The 22,104-nt window shown below is 48.8% G+C and carries 24 protein-coding genes and 1 pseudogene; all 25 read left to right on the plus strand.

From position 1 onward, the window contains the following. Positions 1 to 11: 11 nt before the first annotated feature. The 25 genes and pseudogenes from wecB (at position 12) to nuoK (ending at position 22,088) form a co-directional block, all read left to right on the plus strand. The gene (gene wecB, locus SB752_RS12775; protein WP_410716014.1) at positions 12 to 1,160 is read left to right on the plus strand and encodes a non-hydrolyzing UDP-N-acetylglucosamine 2-epimerase; all 1,149 of its coding nucleotides are present in this window, start codon (positions 12 to 14) and stop codon (positions 1,158 to 1,160) included. 239 nt (positions 1,161 to 1,399) lie between these two features. Continuing rightward, on the plus strand, positions 1,400 to 4,564 hold the full coding sequence (locus SB752_RS12780; protein WP_410716015.1) for a phosphodiester glycosidase family protein: 3,165 nt from the start codon (positions 1,400 to 1,402) through the stop codon (positions 4,562 to 4,564). A gap of 118 nt (positions 4,565 to 4,682) precedes the next feature. Next, positions 4,683 to 5,042 (plus strand): annotated as a pseudogene (locus SB752_RS12785) (aminotransferase class III-fold pyridoxal phosphate-dependent enzyme); the annotation flags it as partial. Between the two features lie 34 nt (positions 5,043 to 5,076). Beyond that, positions 5,077 to 5,451 carry an alpha/beta fold hydrolase gene (locus tag SB752_RS12790; protein WP_410716016.1) on the plus strand — a complete coding sequence of 125 codons (375 nt, stop codon included), beginning with the start codon at positions 5,077 to 5,079 and terminating at the stop codon, positions 5,449 to 5,451. Continuing rightward, a complete protein-coding gene (bioC, locus tag SB752_RS12795) occupies positions 5,420 to 6,235 on the plus strand; it encodes a malonyl-ACP O-methyltransferase BioC (RefSeq protein ID WP_410716017.1) in 816 nt (271 codons plus the stop codon). The genes SB752_RS12790 and bioC overlap by 32 nt, the downstream gene beginning before the upstream one ends. Positions 6,236 to 6,446: 211 nt before the next feature. Beyond that, on the plus strand, positions 6,447 to 7,637 hold the full coding sequence (locus SB752_RS12800) for an acetyl-CoA C-acetyltransferase (RefSeq protein ID WP_410716018.1): 1,191 nt from the start codon (positions 6,447 to 6,449) through the stop codon (positions 7,635 to 7,637). Positions 7,638 to 7,774: 137 nt separating this feature from the next. Further along, the gene (locus SB752_RS12805) at positions 7,775 to 7,984 is read left to right on the plus strand and encodes an AtpZ/AtpI family protein (RefSeq protein WP_084766038.1); all 210 of its coding nucleotides are present in this window, start codon (positions 7,775 to 7,777) and stop codon (positions 7,982 to 7,984) included. Positions 7,985 to 7,995: 11 nt separating this feature from the next. Then, positions 7,996 to 8,364, plus strand: coding sequence for an ATP synthase subunit I (locus SB752_RS12810; protein WP_103109768.1), 369 nt, complete (start codon positions 7,996 to 7,998; stop codon positions 8,362 to 8,364). A 76-nt stretch (positions 8,365 to 8,440) separates the two neighbouring features. After that, positions 8,441 to 9,256, plus strand: a complete 816-nt coding sequence (gene atpB, locus SB752_RS12815) for a F0F1 ATP synthase subunit A (protein ID WP_410716019.1) — start codon at positions 8,441 to 8,443, stop codon at positions 9,254 to 9,256. Positions 9,257 to 9,312: 56 nt separating this feature from the next. Continuing rightward, positions 9,313 to 9,534 carry a F0F1 ATP synthase subunit C gene (gene atpE / locus SB752_RS12820; protein ID WP_049740871.1) on the plus strand — a complete coding sequence of 74 codons (222 nt, stop codon included), beginning with the start codon at positions 9,313 to 9,315 and terminating at the stop codon, positions 9,532 to 9,534. Positions 9,535 to 9,726: 192 nt separating this feature from the next. After that, positions 9,727 to 10,230, plus strand: coding sequence for a F0F1 ATP synthase subunit B (gene atpF, locus SB752_RS12825; RefSeq protein WP_410716020.1), 504 nt, complete (start codon positions 9,727 to 9,729; stop codon positions 10,228 to 10,230). Beyond that, the gene (locus SB752_RS12830) at positions 10,227 to 10,754 is read left to right on the plus strand and encodes a F0F1 ATP synthase subunit delta (RefSeq protein WP_410716021.1); all 528 of its coding nucleotides are present in this window, start codon (positions 10,227 to 10,229) and stop codon (positions 10,752 to 10,754) included. The genes atpF and SB752_RS12830 overlap by 4 nt, the downstream gene beginning before the upstream one ends. 44 nt (positions 10,755 to 10,798) lie before the next feature. Further along, on the plus strand, positions 10,799 to 12,310 hold the full coding sequence (atpA, locus tag SB752_RS12835) for a F0F1 ATP synthase subunit alpha (protein WP_410716022.1): 1,512 nt from the start codon (positions 10,799 to 10,801) through the stop codon (positions 12,308 to 12,310). 74 nt (positions 12,311 to 12,384) lie between these two features. Then, positions 12,385 to 13,248 (plus strand): ATP synthase F1 subunit gamma, encoded by an 864-nt coding sequence (gene atpG, locus SB752_RS12840; protein ID WP_049740875.1) that lies wholly within the window; start codon positions 12,385 to 12,387, stop codon positions 13,246 to 13,248. Positions 13,249 to 13,297: 49 nt separating this feature from the next. Further along, on the plus strand, positions 13,298 to 14,707 hold the full coding sequence (atpD, locus tag SB752_RS12845) for a F0F1 ATP synthase subunit beta (RefSeq protein WP_410716023.1): 1,410 nt from the start codon (positions 13,298 to 13,300) through the stop codon (positions 14,705 to 14,707). A gap of 27 nt (positions 14,708 to 14,734) precedes the next feature. Beyond that, the gene (locus tag SB752_RS12850) at positions 14,735 to 15,133 is read left to right on the plus strand and encodes a F0F1 ATP synthase subunit epsilon (protein ID WP_410716024.1); all 399 of its coding nucleotides are present in this window, start codon (positions 14,735 to 14,737) and stop codon (positions 15,131 to 15,133) included. Positions 15,134 to 15,354: 221 nt separating this feature from the next. Continuing rightward, positions 15,355 to 16,095: a DUF6042 family protein gene (locus SB752_RS12855; protein WP_410716025.1), complete on the plus strand. Its 741-nt coding sequence runs from the start codon at positions 15,355 to 15,357 to the stop codon at positions 16,093 to 16,095. A gap of 306 nt (positions 16,096 to 16,401) precedes the next feature. Next, positions 16,402 to 16,773: an NADH-quinone oxidoreductase subunit A gene (locus SB752_RS12860; RefSeq protein WP_213023478.1), complete on the plus strand. Its 372-nt coding sequence runs from the start codon at positions 16,402 to 16,404 to the stop codon at positions 16,771 to 16,773. Next, positions 16,764 to 17,282 (plus strand): NuoB/complex I 20 kDa subunit family protein, encoded by a 519-nt coding sequence (locus SB752_RS12865; RefSeq protein ID WP_049740880.1) that lies wholly within the window; start codon positions 16,764 to 16,766, stop codon positions 17,280 to 17,282. Before SB752_RS12860 ends, SB752_RS12865 begins: the two co-directional genes overlap by 10 nt. Then, a complete protein-coding gene (locus SB752_RS12870) occupies positions 17,279 to 18,616 on the plus strand; it encodes an NADH-quinone oxidoreductase subunit C (protein WP_410716026.1) in 1,338 nt (445 codons plus the stop codon). The genes SB752_RS12865 and SB752_RS12870 overlap by 4 nt, the downstream gene beginning before the upstream one ends. 3 nt (positions 18,617 to 18,619) lie before the next feature. After that, positions 18,620 to 19,768, plus strand: coding sequence for an NADH-quinone oxidoreductase subunit D (locus SB752_RS12875; RefSeq protein WP_410716027.1), 1,149 nt, complete (start codon positions 18,620 to 18,622; stop codon positions 19,766 to 19,768). Continuing rightward, on the plus strand, positions 19,768 to 20,775 hold the full coding sequence (nuoH, locus tag SB752_RS12880) for an NADH-quinone oxidoreductase subunit NuoH (RefSeq protein WP_410716028.1): 1,008 nt from the start codon (positions 19,768 to 19,770) through the stop codon (positions 20,773 to 20,775). The genes SB752_RS12875 and nuoH overlap by 1 nt, the downstream gene beginning before the upstream one ends. Positions 20,776 to 20,855: 80 nt before the next feature. Next, entirely contained in the window at positions 20,856 to 21,269 is a 414-nt protein-coding gene (gene nuoI / locus SB752_RS12885; RefSeq protein WP_410716029.1) for an NADH-quinone oxidoreductase subunit NuoI, read from the plus strand. 1 nt (position 21,270) lies between these two features. Continuing rightward, entirely contained in the window at positions 21,271 to 21,780 is a 510-nt protein-coding gene (locus SB752_RS12890) for an NADH-quinone oxidoreductase subunit J (protein WP_410716030.1), read from the plus strand. Further along, a complete protein-coding gene (nuoK, locus tag SB752_RS12895; RefSeq protein WP_049740885.1) occupies positions 21,777 to 22,088 on the plus strand; it encodes an NADH-quinone oxidoreductase subunit NuoK in 312 nt (103 codons plus the stop codon). Before SB752_RS12890 ends, nuoK begins: the two co-directional genes overlap by 4 nt. The last annotated feature ends 16 nt before the right edge of the window (positions 22,089 to 22,104 follow it).

Below are 22,104 nucleotides of genomic sequence, written 5' to 3' on the forward strand. Positions count from 1 at the left end.
GGGAAAAACCAATGAAAACATGTAAAGTAATGACGGTATTCGGCACACGCCCGGAAGCGATCAAGATGGCTCCGCTGGTGCACGAGCTAAACAAGCACAGCGAAGAAATAGAATCTATCGTTTGCGTGACCGCCCAGCATCGCCAAATGCTCGATCAGGTGCTGGAGATTTTTGAAATCAAGCCGGACATTGACTTGAACATTATGAAGGACAGACAAACACTCGTTGGTCTGACTAGCCGTGCGCTGGAAAGTCTGGATGCGGTAATGAAGGAAGTGAAGCCGGACATCGTTTTGGTTCACGGTGATACATCTACAACCTTTGTTGCCAGTCTGGCTGCTTTTTACAACCAAGTGGCAATCGGGCATGTGGAAGCTGGCTTGCGTACGTGGGACAAGTACTCACCGTTCCCGGAAGAGATGAATCGTCAATTGACCGGTGTCATGGCAGACTTGCATTTTTCACCAACAGATAGCTCTGCAGACAATCTGCGCCGTGAAGCCAAGCCAGAGGAGCGCATCTACATTACTGGTAATACGGCGATTGATGCGCTGAAAACAACTGTACGTGAAAATTACACGCATCCAGTGCTGGACCGTGTAGGTGATCACAAGCTGGTGCTGATGACTGCGCACCGTCGCGAGAACCTGGGTGAGCCGATGCGCCAAATTTTCCGTGCGGTTAGAAGACTCGTGGACGAGCATCCGGAAATCGCGGTTGTTTATCCTGTTCACTTGAATCCGGCTGTGCAGGAAGTAGCACAAGAACTGCTTGGTGGTCATGACCGCATTCAGCTGATTGATCCATTGGATGCGACTGATTTCCACAACTTTGCACGTCGTGCTCATCTGATCTTGACTGACTCTGGCGGAGTACAAGAAGAAGCTCCTTCTCTTGGCGTGCCAGTATTGGTGCTACGTGATACCACAGAACGTCCGGAAGGTATTGCAGCTGGGACCTTGAAGCTGGCAGGTACGGATGAAGCAGAGGTATACGCGATGGCAAAGGAACTGCTGACCAACCAGGAAGCGTACAATGCCATGGCACATGCAGCTAATCCTTACGGCGATGGGGAAGCGTCCAGACGAATTGTAGAAGCGATCTTGCATCATTTCGGAATGCGTGCGGAGCGTCCAGAACCTTTTCGGGCTGGTCATTAATCAACCTGAATAATATGCCTCTAAATTAAGCGTCATCAAGCTGTGAGAACCCATCCGGTTTATTCAAGTAACCGGGTGGGTTTTCTTTTTTTGCCAGTTGTTATATATTTGGTATGTTTTTCTAATTGTGAATATAACGATTACGCGAAACTATCACCCACTATGATGCGTCTATACTTTAGTTGTACCTTTACATAACTTACAGACACAAGATTGGAAAATGGAGAGGAGTCACCAATATGAGAGCGCGAAAAATAGTGACGCTGCTCACGGCTACGACAATGGCCTGGGGAGCTTTTGTTCCGTTTGCGCCGCTTGCGACGAATGTTGCACAGGCTAGAGCGGAAAGCAGCGCATTACAAATGGTGTGGCAGACCCCGATTGGAGAGGGGACCACTTTACTCAAATACACGAAATCTTTTGCGGATAAGCCCATTACCGTAATGGTAACCAAGGTGGATCTGAACAATCAGTATGTAGAAGTGAAGCCGGTGTACGGGACGGCAGGCAAGCTGACTGATCGACAAACCGTAACCCAAATGGCGCGGGAAACGGGTGCAGTAGCTGCGATAAATGCTGACTTTTTCAATATGTCCAAACGCGGTGCGCCGTTTGGTATCGTTGTGAAGGACGAGCAGACGATCTCATCGATGGGGTTGATCTCGTACTGGTACAGCTTGGGACTTAAAGGTGACAAAACAGCCTTTATTGACAAGTTCGGCTTTGGTGGAAAGGTAACGACAGGTAGTGGCGCGACTTATCCGCTGCAGGGTGTGAACAAGGAAGATTACAATCCGAGCGACGGCCGAAAAAGTCACCAAAACCAGCTGAATCTGTATACACCTGCTTTTGGTAAAACAAGCCTCGGCGCGATTTCGGGCTACAAGGATGTTGTCGAAGTAGTTGTCGTTGACCATGTTGTCAAAGAAGTGCGCATGAACCAGCCTGGAGCTCCTATCCCTTATAATGGATTCGTTCTGTGGGGACATGGAGAGGCAGCTGCTTTTCTCAAGCAAAACCTCCCTGTTGGTGCCAGCGCAGTGGCTGAATACCAGACGACGCCTCAAAATATTGGTTTGACGCAGGCGGTTGGCGGCAACGTGCTGCTAGTGGACCAGGGAAAAGCATTGACCTCTTTCCAGGCAGATAAATCAATCACATCGATTACGGCTCGTACAGCTGTCGGGGTTTCTCAGGACGGAAAAACGCTCTACATGGTCACGATTGATGGAAGCAATGGGGTTTACCTCGATGAGCTGGCAAAAGTCATGGCCGAGCTGGGCTCGTATCGCGCAGTCAACTTTGATGGTGGTGGCTCAACGACATTGTCAACCAGATCACTGGGAGATACATATGCCACTTTGTCCAACAAACCAAGTGGCGGGTCAGAACGACGCGTTCCTACCGGGCTTGCTGTTTACAACACAGCACCGCCAGGAGAATTAAGAGGATTCCAAATTGATGTACCATCCGATGTGCTGATTGGTCAAAGCATTCCGCTAACAGCTTCCAAAGGGTATGATTCGCATTACCAGCCGTATGCGATTAATGCGTCCAACGTCACATGGGATTCCAGTCAGTCAGAAGCTGGAACGGTAAATGGACAGCATTTTACACCTGCTCGTTCGGGACAGATTACTCTGACAGCACGACTGGGTAATGTGTCGCAAAATAAAGAGATTCATGTGATTTCTGGAAATGATGTCCAGCAAATCGTCGTATCGCCAAATCCTCTGACGATCGCACCGGGACAAGCCCTGAATCTTGACGTGAAAATCAAGACAAAGAAAGGTTCTGTCGTACAAGCAACGCCTTTGAGCGTACAGGCTAGCATCAATTCTGACATTGCTACGATAAATGATAAGCTCCAGCTGGTAGCAGGAAACGTACCTGGAAATGCTACTGTGACGATCACCTATGACGGTGTGTCTACCAACGTACCAATCGCGGTTGGACAGTTTGAAGAGCCATGGCTCACTTTTGACAACCTGACGGGCATGTACCATGCAGGAAATCCAGCAAGCATCAGCTCCAGTGGTTCCTTTACGACCGTTACCGACCAAGTATTCAGAACGAAGAAAGCAGCCAAGCTAGTGTACAACTTCTCAGGAGCACCAAGCAGCGGAATGCGTTTTGCGTATGGCATCCTAGGCTCAAGTCCGGTTGCGATTCCAGGCAAGCCTCTAGGATTAGGCTTATGGGTGAATGGCGACAACAGTGGACATTGGCTAAGAGCTGAAGCGATTGATGCAAACGGCAAGAGCGTGTACGTCGATCTCGCAAAAGAAATCGACTGGACAGGCTGGAAGCAGGTCAAAGGATACTTCCCAAGCGGAGTCGCTTATCCATTGCAACTGAAGAGTGTGTACGTCGTTGACCAGCCAGACGATGGAATCACGCAAGATAAAGGAACGCTGTATTTCGATGAATTCTCGCTTCTGCTGCCGAACCAGACAGGTCAGCCAAGCGATACAGCAGTTGTCCCTGAGCTGCCAGGAAGCATCTCATTGGGTAAAGAGCTGGATCTGAACTACTCCATGGTCAATGCAGCAGCATTCCTGGAGAGCGCAACAGTGGAGATTGATTCGATTGTGACACAGTCACTCCCTGGCTATGTACCAGCCGATTACTCCTTTACGATCAAGCCGGGCGATCTGAAGGCTGGTCAAGAAGACCAAATTTCAACATCGCCACTCCACTTTACGCTTGCACCGAAGCAATGGATTGCAGGCAAAGGAATTGGGCTGCTGTTTGTAAATGAAGCCAATCAAACACTTGATCCACTTCTGGGCACTGTCAACGCACAGGGTCAGTGGGTATATGAAGTAAACAGCTATGGCAAATACGTACCGTACTATTTGGACAACGCAGGTACAGGAGCAACGCCATTTGTCGATATTGAGAACCACCCTGCTAAAGCAGAAATCAGCTACATGGCGGAAAAAGGGTACGTAAAAGGACTGACCGAAACGACCTTTGGCCCGAACGCTTCTTTGACCAGAGCACAGTTTGTGACTTTGCTGGCTCGGACATTTGAATGGGATCTCCCTGCTACACCTAAACTAAACTTCAAGGACAAGGTGCCTGCTTATGCGCAAGGAGCTGTGCAGGTTGCCGTCTCCAAGGGTCTGGTAAAAGGGTATGCAGATAAAACCTTCCGTCCGGATCAGACTGTAACTCGAGCGGAAGCAGCTGTTATTCTGGATCGCCTTTTGAACAAAAAGGGAGCAGCAAAGACAGTTTCTGATAAGGGAACGTGGCCATCCTGGGCGTCTGCGTCCATTACCAACATGGTCGGTCTTGGGTTGATCGATCCAGTAAGTGGAAAATATCAGCCGAACAGTGCAACAAGCCGTGCTGTATGCGTTGTGGCGTTGTACCGGATTTTGCATCAAACGAAATAAAGAGTTATATGGAAAAAGACCAAGCTACCTGAAAAAGGGGCTTGGTCTTTTTGGGTTCTGGAAGAAAAACTCTTTACGGAAATAAGTTAACCATTTTAAAATATTAGTTAACAAATATATGTTAACTAAAGAGGTGATTTGGTTGTCATATTCGTATGATGAGCTTGCTTCCAAAAACAAGAAGTACCTCTGGCATCCTTTTACGCAAATGAAGGATTACGTGGCAGAGGATCCACTGATTATTGCCAGAGGAGAAGGCATCAAGCTATTTGATGTGAACGGACGTGCGTATTACGACGGATTTTCTTCCGTTTGGCTCAATGTCCATGGTCACAATGTTCCAGAGCTCAACGAAGCCATAACCCGGCAGTTAGGTCAGGTGGCGCATTCTACATTGCTGGGCATGGCCAACGTACCGTCCATTCTTTTGGCAGAACAGCTGGTGCGAATCGCTCCGCCAGGCCTTGCTACTGCGTATGAAGCAGTTGTTGCCGCAGGAGCGTGAGCGGGTCATGACGGATTTTGTGAAAAGGATGCTGACTGAAAAAGACCGGAAGCTAGCAGCTGGTTTGCCCGAACCTATTTTATCGGGTTCAGAGTGGAGTCTACAGTCATTAGTAGCCGGACTTGCATATTTGTGCGAGGAGGATTGCTGTCCGTTACTTTCCACTCTGGCATGTCCTACTCTCGTGATTCATGGGACAGAGGACGTCATTTGTCCGCTGGCAGCAGGGGAAGAGCTTGCTGCGCTCATACCAGGTGCTTCATTATTGCCGATAGTCGGTTGTGGTCATGCTCCACCTGTTATCTACCCAGACGTGATTAGCGAAGCGATAAAAAGGATGGTGGGAATGGATGGGGAGCTCAGTCGTCAGCAGCCGTTTTAGTGCAAAGGCAGAATCCTATGAAAAGTACGCATTGGTGCAAAAAGAAATGGCTGCAGGATTACTTGCGATGATAAAGGAATCGGCTCGCCTGAGGAGCATCAGACATATTCTTGAAATTGGCTGTGGAACAGGTGGCTTGACACATTTGGCACGCGCGCATTTTTACAAGGCAAGCTATGAGGCGCTGGATGTGGCGCCTGGTATGCTGCAAAAAGCACAAGAGCAAATGGACGTGCTTCAATTATCGTGCACATTTTTTCAAGGCGATGCCGAAGAGTGGGTATGGAATCAGCAGGAAAAGTCCAAAGACCTGATCCTGTCCGGCGTGTGCTTTCAATGGTTCATGCAGCCGGAGCGTACTCTACGTGGGCTTTTTCGATTGCTGCGACCGGACGGGTCTCTCTTTTTTTCGACGTTTGGAACGGCTACCTTTTGTGAGCTGCACGATTCGTTCACACGGGCACATGCCAATTTGGGGGAGGAGAGCGTCCGACACGGTTTGGTCCTCTTGGATGCAGGTCAATGGATTCAGATGCTAGAGAATGGCGGCTTTGAGGATATTCATGTAACGACCCAAAAGGTTATCCTGACATATCCATCGGTACGAGACTTCCTCTATTCGGTCAAAGCGATCGGTGCCAATACGAGCCGCGATCAGGCGGCTGGGTTGGGGCGCAGGAAGCTCATGCTTGCGATGATGGAAAACTATGAGCAGCAATACAAAAGTGAGCAAGGCATACCCGTAACGTATGATATCATGTACGTGCACGGGAAGCGCGCATAATAGGAAGGAAGCAAACGAGCGAAAATACCACGCTGTGGATCGCTTATTACGGTACTATCGCAGTCGTCTCCGTCACATTCTCCTCGCATGAGAGTGTGACGATTTGTATTTACTGATAAGTTTCCAAAAGAAAGCGATTTCTTGCAGGAATTTGTAAAAAAAGAGGGAATCATATGAAGGTTGACTATCCTGTTCGTAAGGGGTGTAATAGATGAGTCATAACGAGATCGTTATTGTGAGTGCCGTGCGCACTGCGATAGGAAGCTTTCAAGGGTCACTAGCAGGTGTCAGTGCCACCAAGCTGGGGGCAGTCGTGCTGGAAGCAGCGCTTGAGCGTGCAGGCGTATCCAAGGATTCGGTAGATGAAGTGATCATGGGGAATGTTCTCTCCGCAGGTCTCGGTCAAAATCCTGCTCGTCAGGCTTCGATCCAAGCAGGTCTTGCGAATGAAGTGCCTTCCTTGACGATTAACAAGGTTTGCGGGTCCGGTCTCAAGGCTGTTCATCTGGCTGTTCAGGCGATTGCAAGCGGAGATGCCGACGTGGTACTCGCAGGAGGCATGGAAAACATGAGCCAGGCGCCTTATTTGATGGAGGGAGCTCGCTCCGGATATCGCATGGGCGATCAAAAGGTCGTAGACTCGATGATTCGCGACGGCTTATGGTGTGCATTCAATGATTATCATATGGGGATCACCGCAGAAAACCTGTGCAGCAAATACGAGATCGGACGCGAAGAGCAGGATGAGTTTGCCGCTTGGAGCCAAGAAAAAGCCCAGCAAGCACTCGCCTCTGGACGCTTTGCAGATGAGATTGTACCCGTAGCGATCCCGCAACGAAAAGGCGATCCTGTACTTTTCTCAGTAGATGAATTCCCGCGTGCAGGTGTGACAGCTGAGATGTTAGGCAAGCTGAAGCCGGCATTTAAAAAGGATGGAACAGTAACAGCAGGTAACGCATCGGGTATCAATGATGGCGCAGCTGCTCTATTAATCATGTCTCGTGAAAAAGCCGATGAGCTGGGTGTGAAGCCGATCGCACGTATTGTTGCCAATGCAAGCGCGGGTGTCGATCCTAGCATTATGGGGTATGGCCCTGTTCCTGCGACACAAAAAGTCATGGAGAAAGCCGGACTGTCATTATCCGACATGGATTTGATAGAAGCGAATGAAGCATTTGCCGTCCAGTCCCTTTCTGTTGGAAAAGCACTTGAAATCGATCGGGAAAAGCTGAACGTTAACGGTGGAGCTATCGCTTTAGGTCATCCAATTGGTGCAAGCGGGGCAAGAATTTTGGTTACACTTGTTCACGAATTACAAAAACGCGACGGGGTAAAATATGGGTTAGCAACGCTGTGTATTGGCGGTGGTCAAGGGGTTGCTACCATTATTGAAAAAATATAAAGTTTCAATTGTGAACGCTTTGTGTACAGACGAAGCCGAACATTGACAAAGGGAATAATTCTTCGTTAATATGGATGAGGGCAAAGGGGTACTTGACACCTGCCCTCTCCTTATGTATGAAAGGAGAATGTTGCTCTGTGTCGAAAATTGATAATCCTTGGCGGGCTATCACGTTAGTCACCCTTATTGGTGTCGACATGGCCGTTTGTGTCATCGGCGGGGTTCTTCTAGGGAAATACCTGGATGGCTTCTTTGCTACCAACCCTCTGTTTCTGATGGTTGGATTGCTCGCAGGATTAGGTATTGGCGTGTACAGCGTCTACCGCATTGTTCGCGGTTACCTCTAGGGAGATGGGACATGCAAACGTTTTCTTCGGCTATGCGAGCCACTTTTCGCTATGCCTTTTTCTGTATGGCAATCGCTACAATACTGTGGGCGGTGTTGCCATCGTATCGCTTTTTTCTGCAAAGCCTCCTGCTTGGGATGGCTGGAAGTCTCGTGAATGGAACAGTCCTCTTTAGCAAAACTTGGCGTATCGGTCAGATGGCTGTCGATCCAAGTGTTCGACCAAAAGGGACTGGCATGCTACAACGCCTTGTTGTTGCAGGATTTGCTGTCTTCTTGACCATGCGTTTTCCCCACTTGTTCGGACTCGCTGGAGTGCTGATTGGTTTGTTCCTCTTTCAGATTCTCAGTTTCCTTTTTGTGTATCGCTCCTTTAAATAGATAGTAGATAGTAGGGATTCTTTCTTTATGATGTAGCTTATGAAACATACTCGCGCGGAAGAAAGGGGTGAAATACATGCATTATTCTCTGCGATTTGAATGGTTGGGCATGGTATTCGACATCTCCACTATTCTCATGATTTTGGTAACCTCTCTGGTGGTACTCTTTATGTGTATCGGTATGAGTCGCAATCTAACCTCCGCTACTCCAAGCGGCGCGCAAAACGTGATGGAATGGATTGTTGACTTTGTAACTGGTATTACAAAAAGCTATATCTCACCAAAGAAGGCTGCGGGTTTTGTGTCCTTAGCACTCACTTTGTTCCTGTATATTTTCCTTGGCAACCAGTTGGGACTTGTTTTTAACGTAAATACGTCTCACCAGGATGTTGATGGTCTTGAAGTTAGCCAACCGGTCAAAGACATGTTGACAGCTTCCACGAGTGAAGATATGAAGAAGCAAAAGATGGCTAAGCTGGAGGAAGAGTTGACTTCTAGCGATCCGCACTCTCACGGTGTAGTCATTGGCTGGTGGAAATCGCCAACCGCAACTCCGAGCGTAACCTTCGCTCTGGCGTTCATCGTTCTTCTATACGCACACTATTTGGGAATCAAGAAGAGCTTTGGCGGATGGTTGAAACATACATTCCTGAACCCGATTCACATCTTGGAGGAGTTCATCATTAAGCCGCTGACGCTTCCTTTGCGTCTATTCGGTAACATCTTTGCAGGTGAGGTTTTGATCTCATTCCTGCTCAGTGTAGGAATCTTCGGTAGCATTCCGTTGTTCGTATGGCTGGGCTACTCCGTGTTCGTCGGTTCTGTACAGGCGTTCATTTTTACAACGCTGGCGATGGTTTACCTGTCACAGCAAGTGAACGAAGATCATTAATCAGCTATTTCCGTATTTCATTCTCGGTTTTACAACACTAAGGAGGTTTTTAAACAATGGAAGGTTTGGCATTAGCAATTGGTATCGTATTTGGTCTGGCTGCTCTTGGTGCAGCGATCGGTAACTCTTTGGTAATTTCTCGTACAATTGAAGGCGTAGCTCGTCAACCAGAAGCACGTGGTAACCTGATGGGTCTCATGTTCCTGGGTCTTGGTCTGGTAGAGGCAGTTCCGATTATCGCTGTTGCGATCGGTTTCATCCTTTACGGTCGTCTGTAAGCGAGCAACTAGTAACACATAGGCGGGCGCTTGTTACCCGCCTCTATTTTTGGTCGATTGGAAACGTATGATTTTACCAGTCGACATAAGAAAAACTATGGCTCCGCCAAAAACGCGAAGCCAGGTTTTCTAAGAATATAAGGTCTGAACCTTGAAGATACATCTTTCTTTTCGCAGGAAGGAGTGAAACGAATGCTAGACTTTGGTGCTGTCTCCCTGGAATGGGGAACGCTCTTAACCCAAGCAATTGTATTCTTGTTGTTGTTGCTGCTTGTTCGTAAATTAGCTATGGGCCCAATCGTGGGTATCATGGAAAAGCGTCGTCAGCATATCGAAAGCCAAATCTCCTCAGCTGAACGCAATCGCACTGAGGCAGAAGCACTGCTCGCGGAACAACGCCGCGTGTTGGATGAAGCTCGCTCTGAGTCCAAAGCAATCATTGACCGTGCTGCAAAGCAAGCGTCTGATGAAGCAAGCAAAATCGTAGCTGAAGCACAAGCTGCATCCGAGCGTATGAAAGCGGACGCAAGTGCTGAACTGGCTCGTGAAGTAGAAAAGGCAAAACTCGAACTGCGTGAGCAAATGACTAGTCTTTCCGTACTCTTGGCTTCCAAGATTATCGAAAAAGAACTGGACGAAGCTGCTCAAAAATCTACTGTTGATAAATTTCTCGCACAAGTGGGAGATCGCTTATGAGTAGCGCAGTAGGGAAACGTTATGCTCGCGCTCTCTTTGAAGTAGCGAGCGAGCGTGGAAAGATTGATCAGGTGGAAGCTGACCTTGGTGCGATTGTGGAGGCTGTTGAAGGAAACGAAGATCTGAAAAAGATCATGCAGCACCCGCACATTGCAGCAGATGCGAAAAGCAAGCTGGCTGAAGAATTGTTCAAAAGCCACGTAGGTGAAGAGAGCTTCAACTTCTTGAACGTCCTGATTGAAAATGGACGCGAGGTTCAGCTGTCTGATATCTACAGCTCTTTCGTTCAATTGGCAAACGATGCACGTGGCTTCGCTGAGGCGACAGTTACAAGTGCAAAACCGCTTTCCGCTGAAGAACAAGCGGAGCTTGCTGAGAAGTTCGGTCAAACACTGAACAAAAAGCTGCGTCTAACAGCCATCGTAGATCCTACGATTCTCGGCGGCATTATTATCAAGATCGGCGACCGTCTCTATGATGGCAGCCTGAAAACGAAGTTGGAAACCTTTGCGCATCACGCGTAAAGTTCGATGGCTCTTTAAGAAGTTGGATGAATGGGGTGAATTAAGTGAGTGCAATCAGACCAGAAGAGATTAGCTCCCTCATTAAAGAGCGGATCGCTAACTTTAAATCTGAAATCGAAGTTGTGGATGTAGGCTCTGTTATCCAGGTAGGTGACGGTATCGCCCGCGTTCACGGTTTGGAAAAAGCCATGCAAGGTGAACTCCTCGAGTTCCAAAATGGCGTAATGGGTATGGTACTCAACTTGGAAGCAGATAACGTGGGTGTCGTTATTATGGGACCTTTCCGCGATATTAAGGAAGGCGATACTGTAAAACGTACCGGCCGCGTAATGGAAGTTCCAGTTGGGGAAGCGATGCTTGGTCGCGTAGTAAACCCACTGGGTCAACCAATCGATGGCCTGGGCCCAATCGCAAACGATGGTTTCCGCCCGATCGAGAGCCCAGCTCCTGGTGTTATGGCGCGTAAATCCGTTCACGAACCGCTCCAAACTGGTATCAAAGCAATCGATGCGATGATTCCAGTTGGACGTGGCCAACGTGAGTTGATCATTGGAGACCGTCAAACGGGTAAAACATCCGTGGCGCTCGACACGATCATCAACCAAAAAGGCAAAAACATGGTTTGTATCTACGTTGCTATCGGTCAAAAGCAATCCACCGTTGCAAACATCGTAGAAACCCTGCGTAAAGCAGGAGCTCTTGAGTACACCATCATCGTTTCCGCTACAGCATCTGACCCAGCTCCAATGCTGTACCTGGCTCCTTATTGTGGTGTAACAATGGGTGAATACTTCATGTACAAGGGCGGACACGTTCTGTGCGTATACGATGACCTGTCTAAACAGGCTTCTGCATACCGCGAAATGTCCCTGTTGCTCCGTCGTCCTCCAGGCCGCGAAGCATACCCTGGTGACGTTTTCTACTTGCACTCCCGCTTGCTGGAGCGCGCTGCGAAATTGTCTGATGATCTGGGTGGCGGTTCTATTACAGCTCTGCCGTTCATTGAAACCCAAGCGGGTGACATTTCTGCATACATTCCAACGAACGTGATCTCCATCACCGATGGTCAGATCTTCCTTGAGACAGACCTTTTCAATGCAGGTCAACGTCCTGCAGTAAATACTGGTCTTTCCGTATCCCGCGTAGGTGGTTCGGCGCAAATCAAGGCGATGAAAAAGGTATCAGGTCCACTCAAGCTTGAGTTGGCTCAATACCGTGAGCTTGCTGCATTTGCTCAGTTCGGTTCTGACCTGGACAAAGCAACCCAAGCTCGTTTGACCCGTGGTGAGCGCTTGATGGAAATCATGAAACAAGGCCAGTTCGATCCAATGCCTGTTGAGAAGCAAGTTGCTTCTATTTATACAGCAACAAAAGGTTTCCTGGATGATATTCCAGTAGGAGACGTAGGCCGCTTTGAGAAGGAGCTTCTGTCCTACCTGGATTCCAACAAACCACAACTGTTGGAGCATATCCGTACGACGCATGAGCTCCCAGATGAAAAAGAATTCAACGCAGCGATCGAAGAGTTCAAAAAAGGCTTTTCGGTAACTCGCTAATCGTTAACCTGATAGACATCAGATGCATGCCGGGCTGAGGGCCCGGACATGCGTCCTCAAGGTGGTGAAAACGAGTGGCTAAAGGAATACGTGAGATTCGACGCAGTATCAAAAGTACAAAAAATACGCGTCAAATCACGAAAGCGATGAAAATGGTGGCGGCTGCAAAGCTTCGCCGTAACCAGGAGAAGGCTGAGGCAGCACGTCCGTATGCGGATAAAATCCAGGAAGTGATTGCGAGCATCGCAAGCGGTACTTCTGGTTCCAAGCATCCGATGCTTCAATCACGTCCAGTGAAAAAGACTGGTTACATTGTTATCACTTCTGACCGTGGTCTTGCGGGTGGTTATAATGCCAACATGCTTCGTGCTGTGATTACAACGATCGGTGAAAAGCACAAGTCCAAGGATGAGTACGGTATTTTTGTGATCGGTCGTAAAGGTCGCGATTTCTTCAATAAACGGAACTACCCGATTATGGAAGAGGTTACAGGTCTGCCAGCCAGCCCTGCCTTTGCTGATATCAAGAAAATTGCCGGTGCGGCGGTTCAACTGTTCGCGAATGAACAAATTGACGAACTGTACCTGTGCTACAACAAGTTCCAAAGTGCAATTTCGCAAATACCTACCGTAAAACGTTTGCTGCCGTTGGAAGCTCCCGAGAGCACTGATGTGCGCGCAATCAATTACGAGTACGAGCCGTCCTCGGAAGAAGTACTGGCCGATCTGTTGCCAAAATACGCGGAAACACTGGTTTACAGTGCGCTTCTGGAAGCGAAGGCTTCCGAAGAAGGTTCCCGTATGACAGCAATGGGCAACGCAACCGACAACGCTACGGATATGATCAACCGTTACACATTGATCTACAACCGTGCTCGTCAGGCAGCCATTACACAAGAGATTTCCGAGATCGTTGCAGGTGCAAACGCACAGGCTTAAGTGGCAGCGAATAGCTCCCAATTTAGTTTTACAGGAGGGAAGAAGTAAGATGGCGAATGGACGCGTGGTTCAGGTAATGGGTCCGGTTGTTGACGTCGAGTTCGACCGCGGACACCTGCCTGCCATTTATAATGCGATCAAGATTCAACATAAAGCACAAAGCGCTGGCGAGCGCGACATCGAATTGACTGTTGAGGTTGCTACTCATCTGGGTGATAACCTGGTTCGTACTGTTGCGATGTCTTCCACCGATGGTTTGGTTCGCGGTATGGCAGCGGTTGATACCGGTGCAGCTATCTCCGTTCCAGTGGGTGCAGTTACCCTCGGACGCGTATTTAACGTTTTGGGAGAGCCGATCGACCTGCAAGACCTTGGTCAAGTAGATCGTCGTGACCCAATTCACCGCAAAGCTCCTGATTTCGTAGACCAAGCAACTACTGTTGAAATCCTGGAAACAGGGATCAAAGTAATTGACCTTTTGGCTCCGTACATCAAGGGTGGTAAGATCGGTCTGTTTGGTGGTGCGGGTGTAGGTAAAACCGTTACCATTCAAGAGCTGATCAACAACATCGCGCAAGAGCACGGTGGTATTTCCGTATTCGCTGGTGTAGGGGAGCGTACCCGTGAAGGTAACGACCTGTACCACGAGATGAAAGACGCAGGCGTTCTGCCGAAAACTGCGATGGTATTCGGTCAAATGAACGAACCACCTGGTGCACGTCTTCGTGTAGCTCTGACCGGTCTGACTATGGCGGAATATTTCCGTGATGAAGAAGGCCGCGACGTTCTTCTGTTTATCGACAACATCTTCCGCTTTACTCAAGCGGGTTCTGAGGTTTCCGCACTTCTCGGCCGTATGCCATCTGCGGTAGGTTACCAGCCAACACTGGCTACCGAAATGGGTCAGCTGCAAGAGCGCATTACCTCCACGAAAAAAGGTTCCGTAACGTCTATTCAAGCGATTTATGTACCAGCGGATGACTATACTGACCCGGCTCCAGCTACTACATTTGCTCACTTGGACGCTACAACTAACCTGGAGCGTTCTATTGCAGAGCTTGGTATCTTCCCTGCGGTAGACCCACTCGCGTCTACTTCCCGTGCTCTGTCTCCGGACGTCGTAGGTCAAGAACACTACGATGTAGCTCGTGGCGTACAAAAAATCCTGCAACGCTACAAAGAACTGCAAGATATCATCGCGATCCTCGGTATGGATGAGCTCAGCGATGATGACAAGCAGGTAGTTGGACGCGCTCGTCGTATTCAACGTTTCTTGTCCCAGTCCTTCCACGTTGCTGAGCAGTTCACAGGTAACCCAGGTCAATACGTACCACTGAAAGAAACTGTTCGCAGCTTCAAGGAAATCCTCGAAGGCAAGCACGATCATCTGCCAGAGGTAGCGTTCCTGTATGTAGGTACCATTGAAGAAGCGGTAGAAAAAGCGAAGAAAATGGCGTAAGACACCCTGGAAAGGGGAGACGATTAAATGAGTAGGATGACAGTTGAAGTCGTAACTCCTGAACGGGTTGTCTACAGCGGTCAGGCTGAAATGGTCATTGCTCGCGGCGTTCAAGGTGACCTCGGTATTTTGCCGAACCATATGCCGCTTGTCAGCCCGCTGAAAATAGCGCCAGTTCGGATTAAGACAGAAGGCGATAAAGAAGTATCGATGGCTGTAAGCGGCGGCTTCATGGAAGTGCGCGGCGATAAAGTTACCATCCTTGCTGAAACGGCTGAATTGCCGGGAGACATCGACGTCGACCGCGCGAAGGCAGCGAAAGCTCGCGCTGAAAAGCGTTTGGCTGAAAAGTATGCTGAGCTCGACGTACTGCGTGCAGAACGTGCGCTGCAACGTGCGATGGCACGTCTCGACGTAACGAAGTAAAGCGTAAGCTGATATCCCCGCGCCCTTTGTGGCAGCGGGGATTTTTCGCTTCGCGTACATGAATGAGCACAGGTGGTAACAGGGCATGATATTTCCAGTTGGTAATTGCCTAATGTTTCTGTGTATAATAAACCTAATGCCCTGCCGACAAGCGTGTTCGATAAGGATGACAGCGGAATGAAACGGCATTGGCGACTGGGATTATAAGGAGAGTGTAACTGATGCAAACCGTTCGCGATATCCGCCATAATCATGATGGCGTAGTGATTCCTAACGGCTTTAGAGCCAATGGTTGGTCAAGCGTATTGTCTCATGAAATGAATGTTCTGTTTCAAGCTATATGCTACGTAGTTACAGAAAAAGAAACAAAAGCTGAGATGGAAAAAGCTTTGGATGAGATTGAGGCTTTGCAAGGAACTTTTACAGAGCCTGTTGCTGAAGGATTTAAATCTGAGGAAGATTTTAAGGGCTATGTGAACCTGTTGAATCGGTTCAAATCATTCCTGGGACGCTCCAATATTGAATATCCAACTTCCCGTGAAGAGGCGATCCAGCTTTTCATCAAGTGGGGGCTGATTATTGATAATGGCGACGCGTGGGACGTGCCTGTTCAGCCATTCCCAGATGCATCCGAGCTGTTCCAATTGAGTGAAGCTGAGTCTATGGCTCTGGCTCATCTCAAGCTGGAATCCTTGGTACATCCGGTATTTAGCCGTCTGGTCATGATGCTGCACGAGAAAGAGGAGAATACGTTCAACCTTTCCAAGGCAGACCTGAAAGAAATGTTGGGTACAAATGACTCGATGCTGGCTGAGGTTCTGATTAAGCTGACTCCATATATGGAAGAAGCGATTGAAAACGTATTGGATATTCCAGATGATGAGCCTATGAGCTTTACGGTCGTATGGGAAAGAATCTATGAGGACTTCCTGGGACAACAATTCTCTTCTAACGTCCAATAAATAAACGTATATTGATGGTGACCCCGATATTCGATTCGTTTGGTCATCATACTCCGTTGGAAAAACTTAGGGCATTTACCCTGAGTTTTTTCCCTATTTATGGCACAGAAGGAAGGCTTTCGTTAGACACTCTGTGGGCAATTTGATATAATGATAAAGGTATTTTTTTCTAGCAGTATCAAAAAAGTGACAGCGATCATACCATCATCCTTGATGCTGCAGGCAGTGCCTTTTAACGCAGGTTTAACCTCTTTAAAAGGGCAGTACAAAATGGATTTATACCTTTGTAGAAGCGGAGGGAACTGGGTGATTGACATCTATGCCAACAATTATGTCATCGTTGCGATCTTTTTGATTCTTGGTGTGCTGTTGCCCGTGGCTACTGTCAGTTTTGTTGGTCCATTGTTGCGTCCAAAGAAACCGACACGTGAAAAGCAAACTACTTATGAAAGCGGTAACATTCCGATCGGTGACAGTTGGGTACGCTTCAATGTGAAGTATTACATCTTTGCCCTGATGTTTGTCATTTTCGATGTAGAAACGCTCTTTCTGTACCCGTGGGCCGTCGCCTACAAAGAGCTGGGGCTGTTTGCCTTGGTGGAGATGGTCATCTTTATCTCCTTACTGGTAGTAGGACTGATTTACGCGTGGAGAAAGAAGGTGCTGGAATGGAACTAGATCTGACAAGTATTGCGCCTGAACTACAAGAAGAACTGAATCGAAACGTGATGTTTACGACACTGGAAACGGTAAAAGGATGGGTTCGCAGCAATTCGCTTTGGCCACTCACCTTTGGTCTAGCGTGCTGTGCAATCGAAATGATGGGAACAGGTGGAGCGCGGTATGACCTTGACCGATTCGGTGTCATTTTTCGTGCCTCGCCAAGACAGTCTGATGTGATGATCGTAGCCGGTACCGTGACGAAAAAGATGGCTCCACTTCTGCGCAGGCTGTACGATCAAATGCCCGAACCAAAATGGGTAATTGCCATGGGCTCCTGTGCGACAGCAGGCGGACCGTACGTGCGCTCCTACAGCGTGGTAAAAGGGGTAGATCAAATCGTACCCGTCGATGTGTACATTCCTGGCTGTCCGCCGAATCCGGCAGCATTAATTTACGGGATCAACAAGCTACAGGAAAAGATTCGCTATGAAGCGAAGACTGGGAAGCAGGTGACCAGTCAATGACGGACGAAAATCGCAAGCCAACGCCAGAGGAAAAAGCGAAGGCAGCGGCTGAGGCCCGTGCCAAGGCCGAAGCTTTGCGAAAATTAAGAGAACAAGAAGAACAGCCCCAAACAGAAGCTACGGCCGGGGAAGAATCACAGGCAGACCAACACATAAAAGAAGAACCGCAAGCAGAAGCTGCGGCAGAGACGGAAGCAGCCCCGCCAGCAAAGCCAGTCTCCGAGATGACGCCAGAGGAAAAGGCAGCAGCGAAGAAGGCAGCGGCAGCTGAAGCTATCGCCAAAGCAAAAGCAGCGAAGGAAGCTGAATCAGGAGCAGGAACGGAAGCACCTCCGCCAGCAAAGCCAGTTTCTGAAATGACGCCAGAGGAAAAGGCGGCAGCGAAGAAGGCAGCGGCAGCTGAAGCTATCGCAAAAGCGAAAGCAGCGAAGGAAGCTGAATCAGGAGCAGGAACGGAAGCAGCCCCGCCAGCAAAGCCAGTTTCTGAAATGACGCCAGAGGAAAAAGCTGAAGCGAAAAAAGCAGCGGCAGCGGCGGCGCTTGCAAAAGCAAAGGCGGCGAAAGAGGCGAAGGAAGCGGCAGAGCAGGGTACAGAAGCTGCAGAACCAGGCGGAGATGCAGATGCCAAGGCCAAGGCAGCAGCAGCGGCTAAAGCAAAAGCAGCGGCGGCTGCCGCAGCGAAGGCCAAAGCAGCAAGAGAAGCTGGCGTAGATGCTTCAGACGCAGGTGGCGATGATGCCAAGGCCAAAGCAGCCGCAGCCGCAAAAGCGAAAGCAGCCGCAGCGGCCGCTGCAAAGGCAAAGGCTGCTCAGACCGGAGATGCAACTGCTGCGGAGGAACCATCGAAGGCACCGTCTAAAAACCAACCGTATCTAGATAAGTACGTCGCACGTATTACAGATGTGTTTGGAAAAGATGTAATTGAAGCTGCTTATATTAATGAATTGGCCAAAGAGGTTCCTACCTTGACGATCCAAAATGAACGGTGGCATGAAGTAGCCCAGTTTTTAAGGGATGACGAGCAATTAGGCTTCGAATACTTAGCCAATCTGCACGGTGTTGACTATGAGGATCGGCTAGAGGTCTACTATCATTTTTATTCCTACAAAAATCGGCATAGTGTGGCAGTAAAGGTCAAAACGAGCCGGGAGCAGTCAAGTGTCGCATCAGTTATGGACATTTGGCACGGAGCCAACTGGAATGAACGGGAAACATTCGATCTTTTAGGGATTCATTTCCCGGGACATAGGGATATGCGTCGAATCCTGTTGCCAGATGAATGGGTAGGCTACCCGCTACGCAAAGATTATGTGCAATACGACGAGGAGGTTTAGCAGATGAACCAGAACATCCTCACAACTCAAATAGAGACCTCTTCTGATACAGGAATTCGCACGGAAGAGATGCTTTTGAACGTTGGACCACAGCATCCTAGTACACACGGAGTATTTCGACTGGTCGTAAAGATTGATGGGGAAACGATCAACGAAGCCGTCCCAGTAATGGGGTATTTGCATCGTGGTACAGAAAAGCTGGCGGAAAACCTGACCTACACCCAGATCATCCCGTATACAGACCGGATGGACTACGTGTCAGCCATGACCAATAACTATGTCCTCTGTCATGCAGTAGAAACAATGATGGGTCTGGAAATTCCCGAGCGTGCTCAGTTTTTGCGGTTGATCGCGATGGAGCTGAACCGGGTGGCGAGTCATTTGGTTTGGTGGGGAACGTATTTGCTCGACATTGGGGCGATGGGTCCTTTCCTATATGCGTTCCGTGATCGGGAAACGATTCTTGATTTGTTTAACGAGCTGTGTGGCGCGCGTATGACCTTTAATTACATGCGTGTGGGCGGAGTCAAATGGGATGCGCCTCCAGGCTGGACAGACAAGGCAAAAGAATTCGTCCAATACATGAAGAAAGAATTGAACAACTATCATAATCTAGTGACCGGCAATGAAATTTTCATCAGCCGCATCAAGGGTATAGGAAAATTCGACACCAAAACCGCCTTGGATTACTCGCTCTCAGGTGTTATGCTCCGATCTACTGGTGTAAAATGGGATCTGCGCAAAGACGAACCATACTGTATTTATGATCGCTTCGAATTCGATGTACCAACAGCTACTGAGGGAGACTGCATGGCACGGTACAATCTGCGCATGGCTGAGATCGAGCAATCGTTGCGCATACTCGAGCAGGCCCTCGAGCAATTCCCAAGCGAGGGAGAAGTTATGGGCAAGGTACCTCGTGTGATCCGTCCGCCAGCAGGCGAAACGTACGTCCGCATCGAATCACCACGTGGAGAGATTGGCTGCTATATCGCCAGCCAAGGTAAGGATAAGCCCTGGAGATTGAAATTTAGACGTCCATCGTTTACTAATCTGCAAATTCTGCCCAAGTTGTTGGAGGGAGAAAGCATCGCCAACATGATCGCCATTCTGGGCAGTATCGACATCGTGCTTGGGGAGGTTGACTGTTAATGGGTGCACTCTTGCAGCAAACACCCTCATGGGGAACCGCAATCTGGTTTATCCTGGCTGCAGTCGTACTGCTCGCGGTGTTGTTGGGGTTCGTTACGTACGCGATTTACTTTGAGCGAAAAGTAATCGGCTGGATGCAGCTGCGGATCGGACCGAATCGAGTAGGTCCACTCGGTTTATTGCAAACAGTTGCGGACGTAGCCAAGCTTTTGCTTAAAGAAGATATCCGTCCCAAGGATGCAGACAAAGCGTTGTTTACCTTGGCACCGATTTTAGCCTATGCCCCTGCCTTTGCTGTACTGGCTGTAATGCCTTTTACAGAAAACATTCATTTCGCTGATTTGGGCATCGGCCTTCTGTACTATATCGCCCTATCCGGAATTACGGTTTTAGGCGTCATTACAGCAGGCTGGGCATCCAATAATAAGTACTCCCTGATCGGGGGTCTCCGCTCCGCTGCGCAGATGATCAGCTATGAAGTGCCGCTGGTCATGTCCGTAGTGGGTATCGTTCTACTGACGGGCAGCATGAATCTCAAGGAAATTGTCTTAGCTCAGCGGGATGTCTGGAATATCGTTCCGCAGTTCATCGGTTTTTGTGTATTTATTATTGCTGCACAGGCTGAGCTGAATCGTTCCCCGTTTGACCTGCCGGAAGCAGAGTCTGAGCTGGTTGGTGGCTATCACGTCGAGTACACCGGATTCCGTTTTGCGATGTTCATGCTTGCTGAATACGTGTATATGTTTGGTATGGGGACATTGATCACGATTCTCTTTTTGGGTGGATGGCTTCCGATTCACCCGGCGCTGGACTTTATTCCAGGGATCGTTTGGTTTATTCTTAAATTTTCGCTGTACGTCTTCCTCCAGTTCTGGATTCGCGCCACGATGCCGCGCATGCGTGTCGACCAACTGATGTCGTTTGCCTGGAAAGTGCTGTTGCCAGTGGCGCTGCTCAATATCCTGCTCACAGCAGTCGTTGTCTCTTACCAGAACGGCATGTTTTAATAGACGGCTCGTGTTTCATAGCGCAGGCTTCGCCATATACTCGGCGCAGCCAAGTTCTCAAATTCTGAGGGGTGACACACATGCTAGGACTGGCCAAAGGCCTGGGGTATACATTTAAAAAGCTCACAGAAAAAAAGGTAACCCATTTTTACCCGGATGTGCCGTTTCCCATGCCGCCCCGTTTTCGCGGTATTCAGCACTTTTCACCGGAAAAATGCATCGTATGCAATCAATGCGCGCGTGTATGTCCGACTGAGTGTATTCAATTGACGGGGAAATCGCATCCTGACCCAGAGAAAAAAGGGAAAATCATTGATACGTATGACATTAGCTTTGAGCTCTGTATTCTTTGCGATCTCTGTACAGAGGTATGTCCGACCGAAGCGATCGTGATGACCAACAACTTTGAACTTGCTGCTTACAGCAGGGATGAATTGTACAAGAACTTGAAATGGCTGGACGCCAACAATACGAACGTCAGGGAGGAGAATTAGCATGACCGGCGAATTTGTAGCCTTTTTCATTCTGTCTCTTCTGACGATTGGTGGCGCCGTCTTCATGATCAGCTTTACCCGCGTCGTACACATGGTCATTTCACTGGGGATTACGTTTATCAGCATTGCGGGATTGTTCGTGTTAGTAGGTGCAGACTTCGTAGGTGTAGCACAGGTACTCGTTTATTCAGGTGCCATATCGATTTTGATGCTATTCGGCATCATGCTGACCAAGCATGATGCCAACGATGAAGGAACAGGACGGACGTGGAAAAACCGATTTATCCTGCTGTTCGTGGCTGGCGTATTCGGACTGTTGTTCTGGGGGGTTCAAAATACACCATGGCCAGCACCACCAGCACCAGTGGCTTCAACGGTGGACAATGCCAAAGAAATCGGTATAGAGGTATTCACCAAGTACGTCATCCCGTTTGAACTGTTGTCCGTATTGCTATTGGTCGCATTGATAGGTGCGATCATTATGGCGAAAAAGGAGGGGGATAACGAATGACGGTAAGCATTACCTCCTATTTGATGGTCGCTCTGATTCTCTTTTGTGTCGGTTTGTATGGAGCACTGACCAAGCGCAATGCAGTCGTCGTGCTGCTGTCCATCGAGCTGATGCTGAATGCAGTGAATATCAATCTGGTTGCCTTTTCTAAATTCGGCTTGTATCCAGCGGTGGCAGGACAAATTTTCACGCTGTTTACCATGACGGTAGCTGCTGCTGAGGTAGCATTGGGATTAGCCATTTTGATTGCGTTGTACCGTAACAAAGCAACTGTCAACGTAGACGAAATGGACCAAATGAAACGATAAGATGGAGACCTGATAA

Source organism: Brevibacillus sp. SIMBA_040 (genome assembly GCF_046535075.1).
Lineage (GTDB): Bacteria > Bacillota > Bacilli > Brevibacillales > Brevibacillaceae > Brevibacillus.

Excerpts from the sequence above, each read along its gene's own strand:
- bioC (WP_410716017.1), top strand. The coding sequence starts at position 5,420 with ATGGGGAGCTCAGTCGTCAGCAGCCGTTTTAGTGCAAAGGCAGAATCC.
- atpF (WP_410716020.1), top strand. The coding sequence starts at position 9,727 with ATGCTAGACTTTGGTGCTGTCTCCCTGGAATGGGGAACGCTCTTAACC.
- SB752_RS12830 (WP_410716021.1), top strand. The coding sequence starts at position 10,227 with ATGAGTAGCGCAGTAGGGAAACGTTATGCTCGCGCTCTCTTTGAAGTA.
- nuoH (WP_410716028.1), top strand. The coding sequence starts at position 19,768 with ATGGGTGCACTCTTGCAGCAAACACCCTCATGGGGAACCGCAATCTGG.
- SB752_RS12780 (WP_410716015.1), top strand. The coding sequence starts at position 1,400 with ATGAGAGCGCGAAAAATAGTGACGCTGCTCACGGCTACGACAATGGCC.
- wecB (WP_410716014.1), top strand. The coding sequence starts at position 12 with ATGAAAACATGTAAAGTAATGACGGTATTCGGCACACGCCCGGAAGCG.
- SB752_RS12810 (WP_103109768.1), top strand. The coding sequence starts at position 7,996 with ATGCAAACGTTTTCTTCGGCTATGCGAGCCACTTTTCGCTATGCCTTT.
- atpE (WP_049740871.1), top strand. The coding sequence starts at position 9,313 with ATGGAAGGTTTGGCATTAGCAATTGGTATCGTATTTGGTCTGGCTGCT.
- nuoI (WP_410716029.1), top strand. The coding sequence starts at position 20,856 with ATGCTAGGACTGGCCAAAGGCCTGGGGTATACATTTAAAAAGCTCACA.
- SB752_RS12890 (WP_410716030.1), top strand. The coding sequence starts at position 21,271 with ATGACCGGCGAATTTGTAGCCTTTTTCATTCTGTCTCTTCTGACGATT.
- atpD (WP_410716023.1), top strand. The coding sequence starts at position 13,298 with ATGGCGAATGGACGCGTGGTTCAGGTAATGGGTCCGGTTGTTGACGTC.
- SB752_RS12850 (WP_410716024.1), top strand. The coding sequence starts at position 14,735 with ATGAGTAGGATGACAGTTGAAGTCGTAACTCCTGAACGGGTTGTCTAC.
- SB752_RS12800 (WP_410716018.1), top strand. The coding sequence starts at position 6,447 with ATGAGTCATAACGAGATCGTTATTGTGAGTGCCGTGCGCACTGCGATA.
- SB752_RS12790 (WP_410716016.1), top strand. The coding sequence starts at position 5,077 with ATGACGGATTTTGTGAAAAGGATGCTGACTGAAAAAGACCGGAAGCTA.
- SB752_RS12870 (WP_410716026.1), top strand. The coding sequence starts at position 17,279 with ATGACGGACGAAAATCGCAAGCCAACGCCAGAGGAAAAAGCGAAGGCA.
- SB752_RS12875 (WP_410716027.1), top strand. The coding sequence starts at position 18,620 with ATGAACCAGAACATCCTCACAACTCAAATAGAGACCTCTTCTGATACA.
- SB752_RS12865 (WP_049740880.1), top strand. The coding sequence starts at position 16,764 with ATGGAACTAGATCTGACAAGTATTGCGCCTGAACTACAAGAAGAACTG.
- SB752_RS12855 (WP_410716025.1), top strand. The coding sequence starts at position 15,355 with ATGCAAACCGTTCGCGATATCCGCCATAATCATGATGGCGTAGTGATT.
- nuoK (WP_049740885.1), top strand. The coding sequence starts at position 21,777 with ATGACGGTAAGCATTACCTCCTATTTGATGGTCGCTCTGATTCTCTTT.
- atpB (WP_410716019.1), top strand. The coding sequence starts at position 8,441 with ATGCATTATTCTCTGCGATTTGAATGGTTGGGCATGGTATTCGACATC.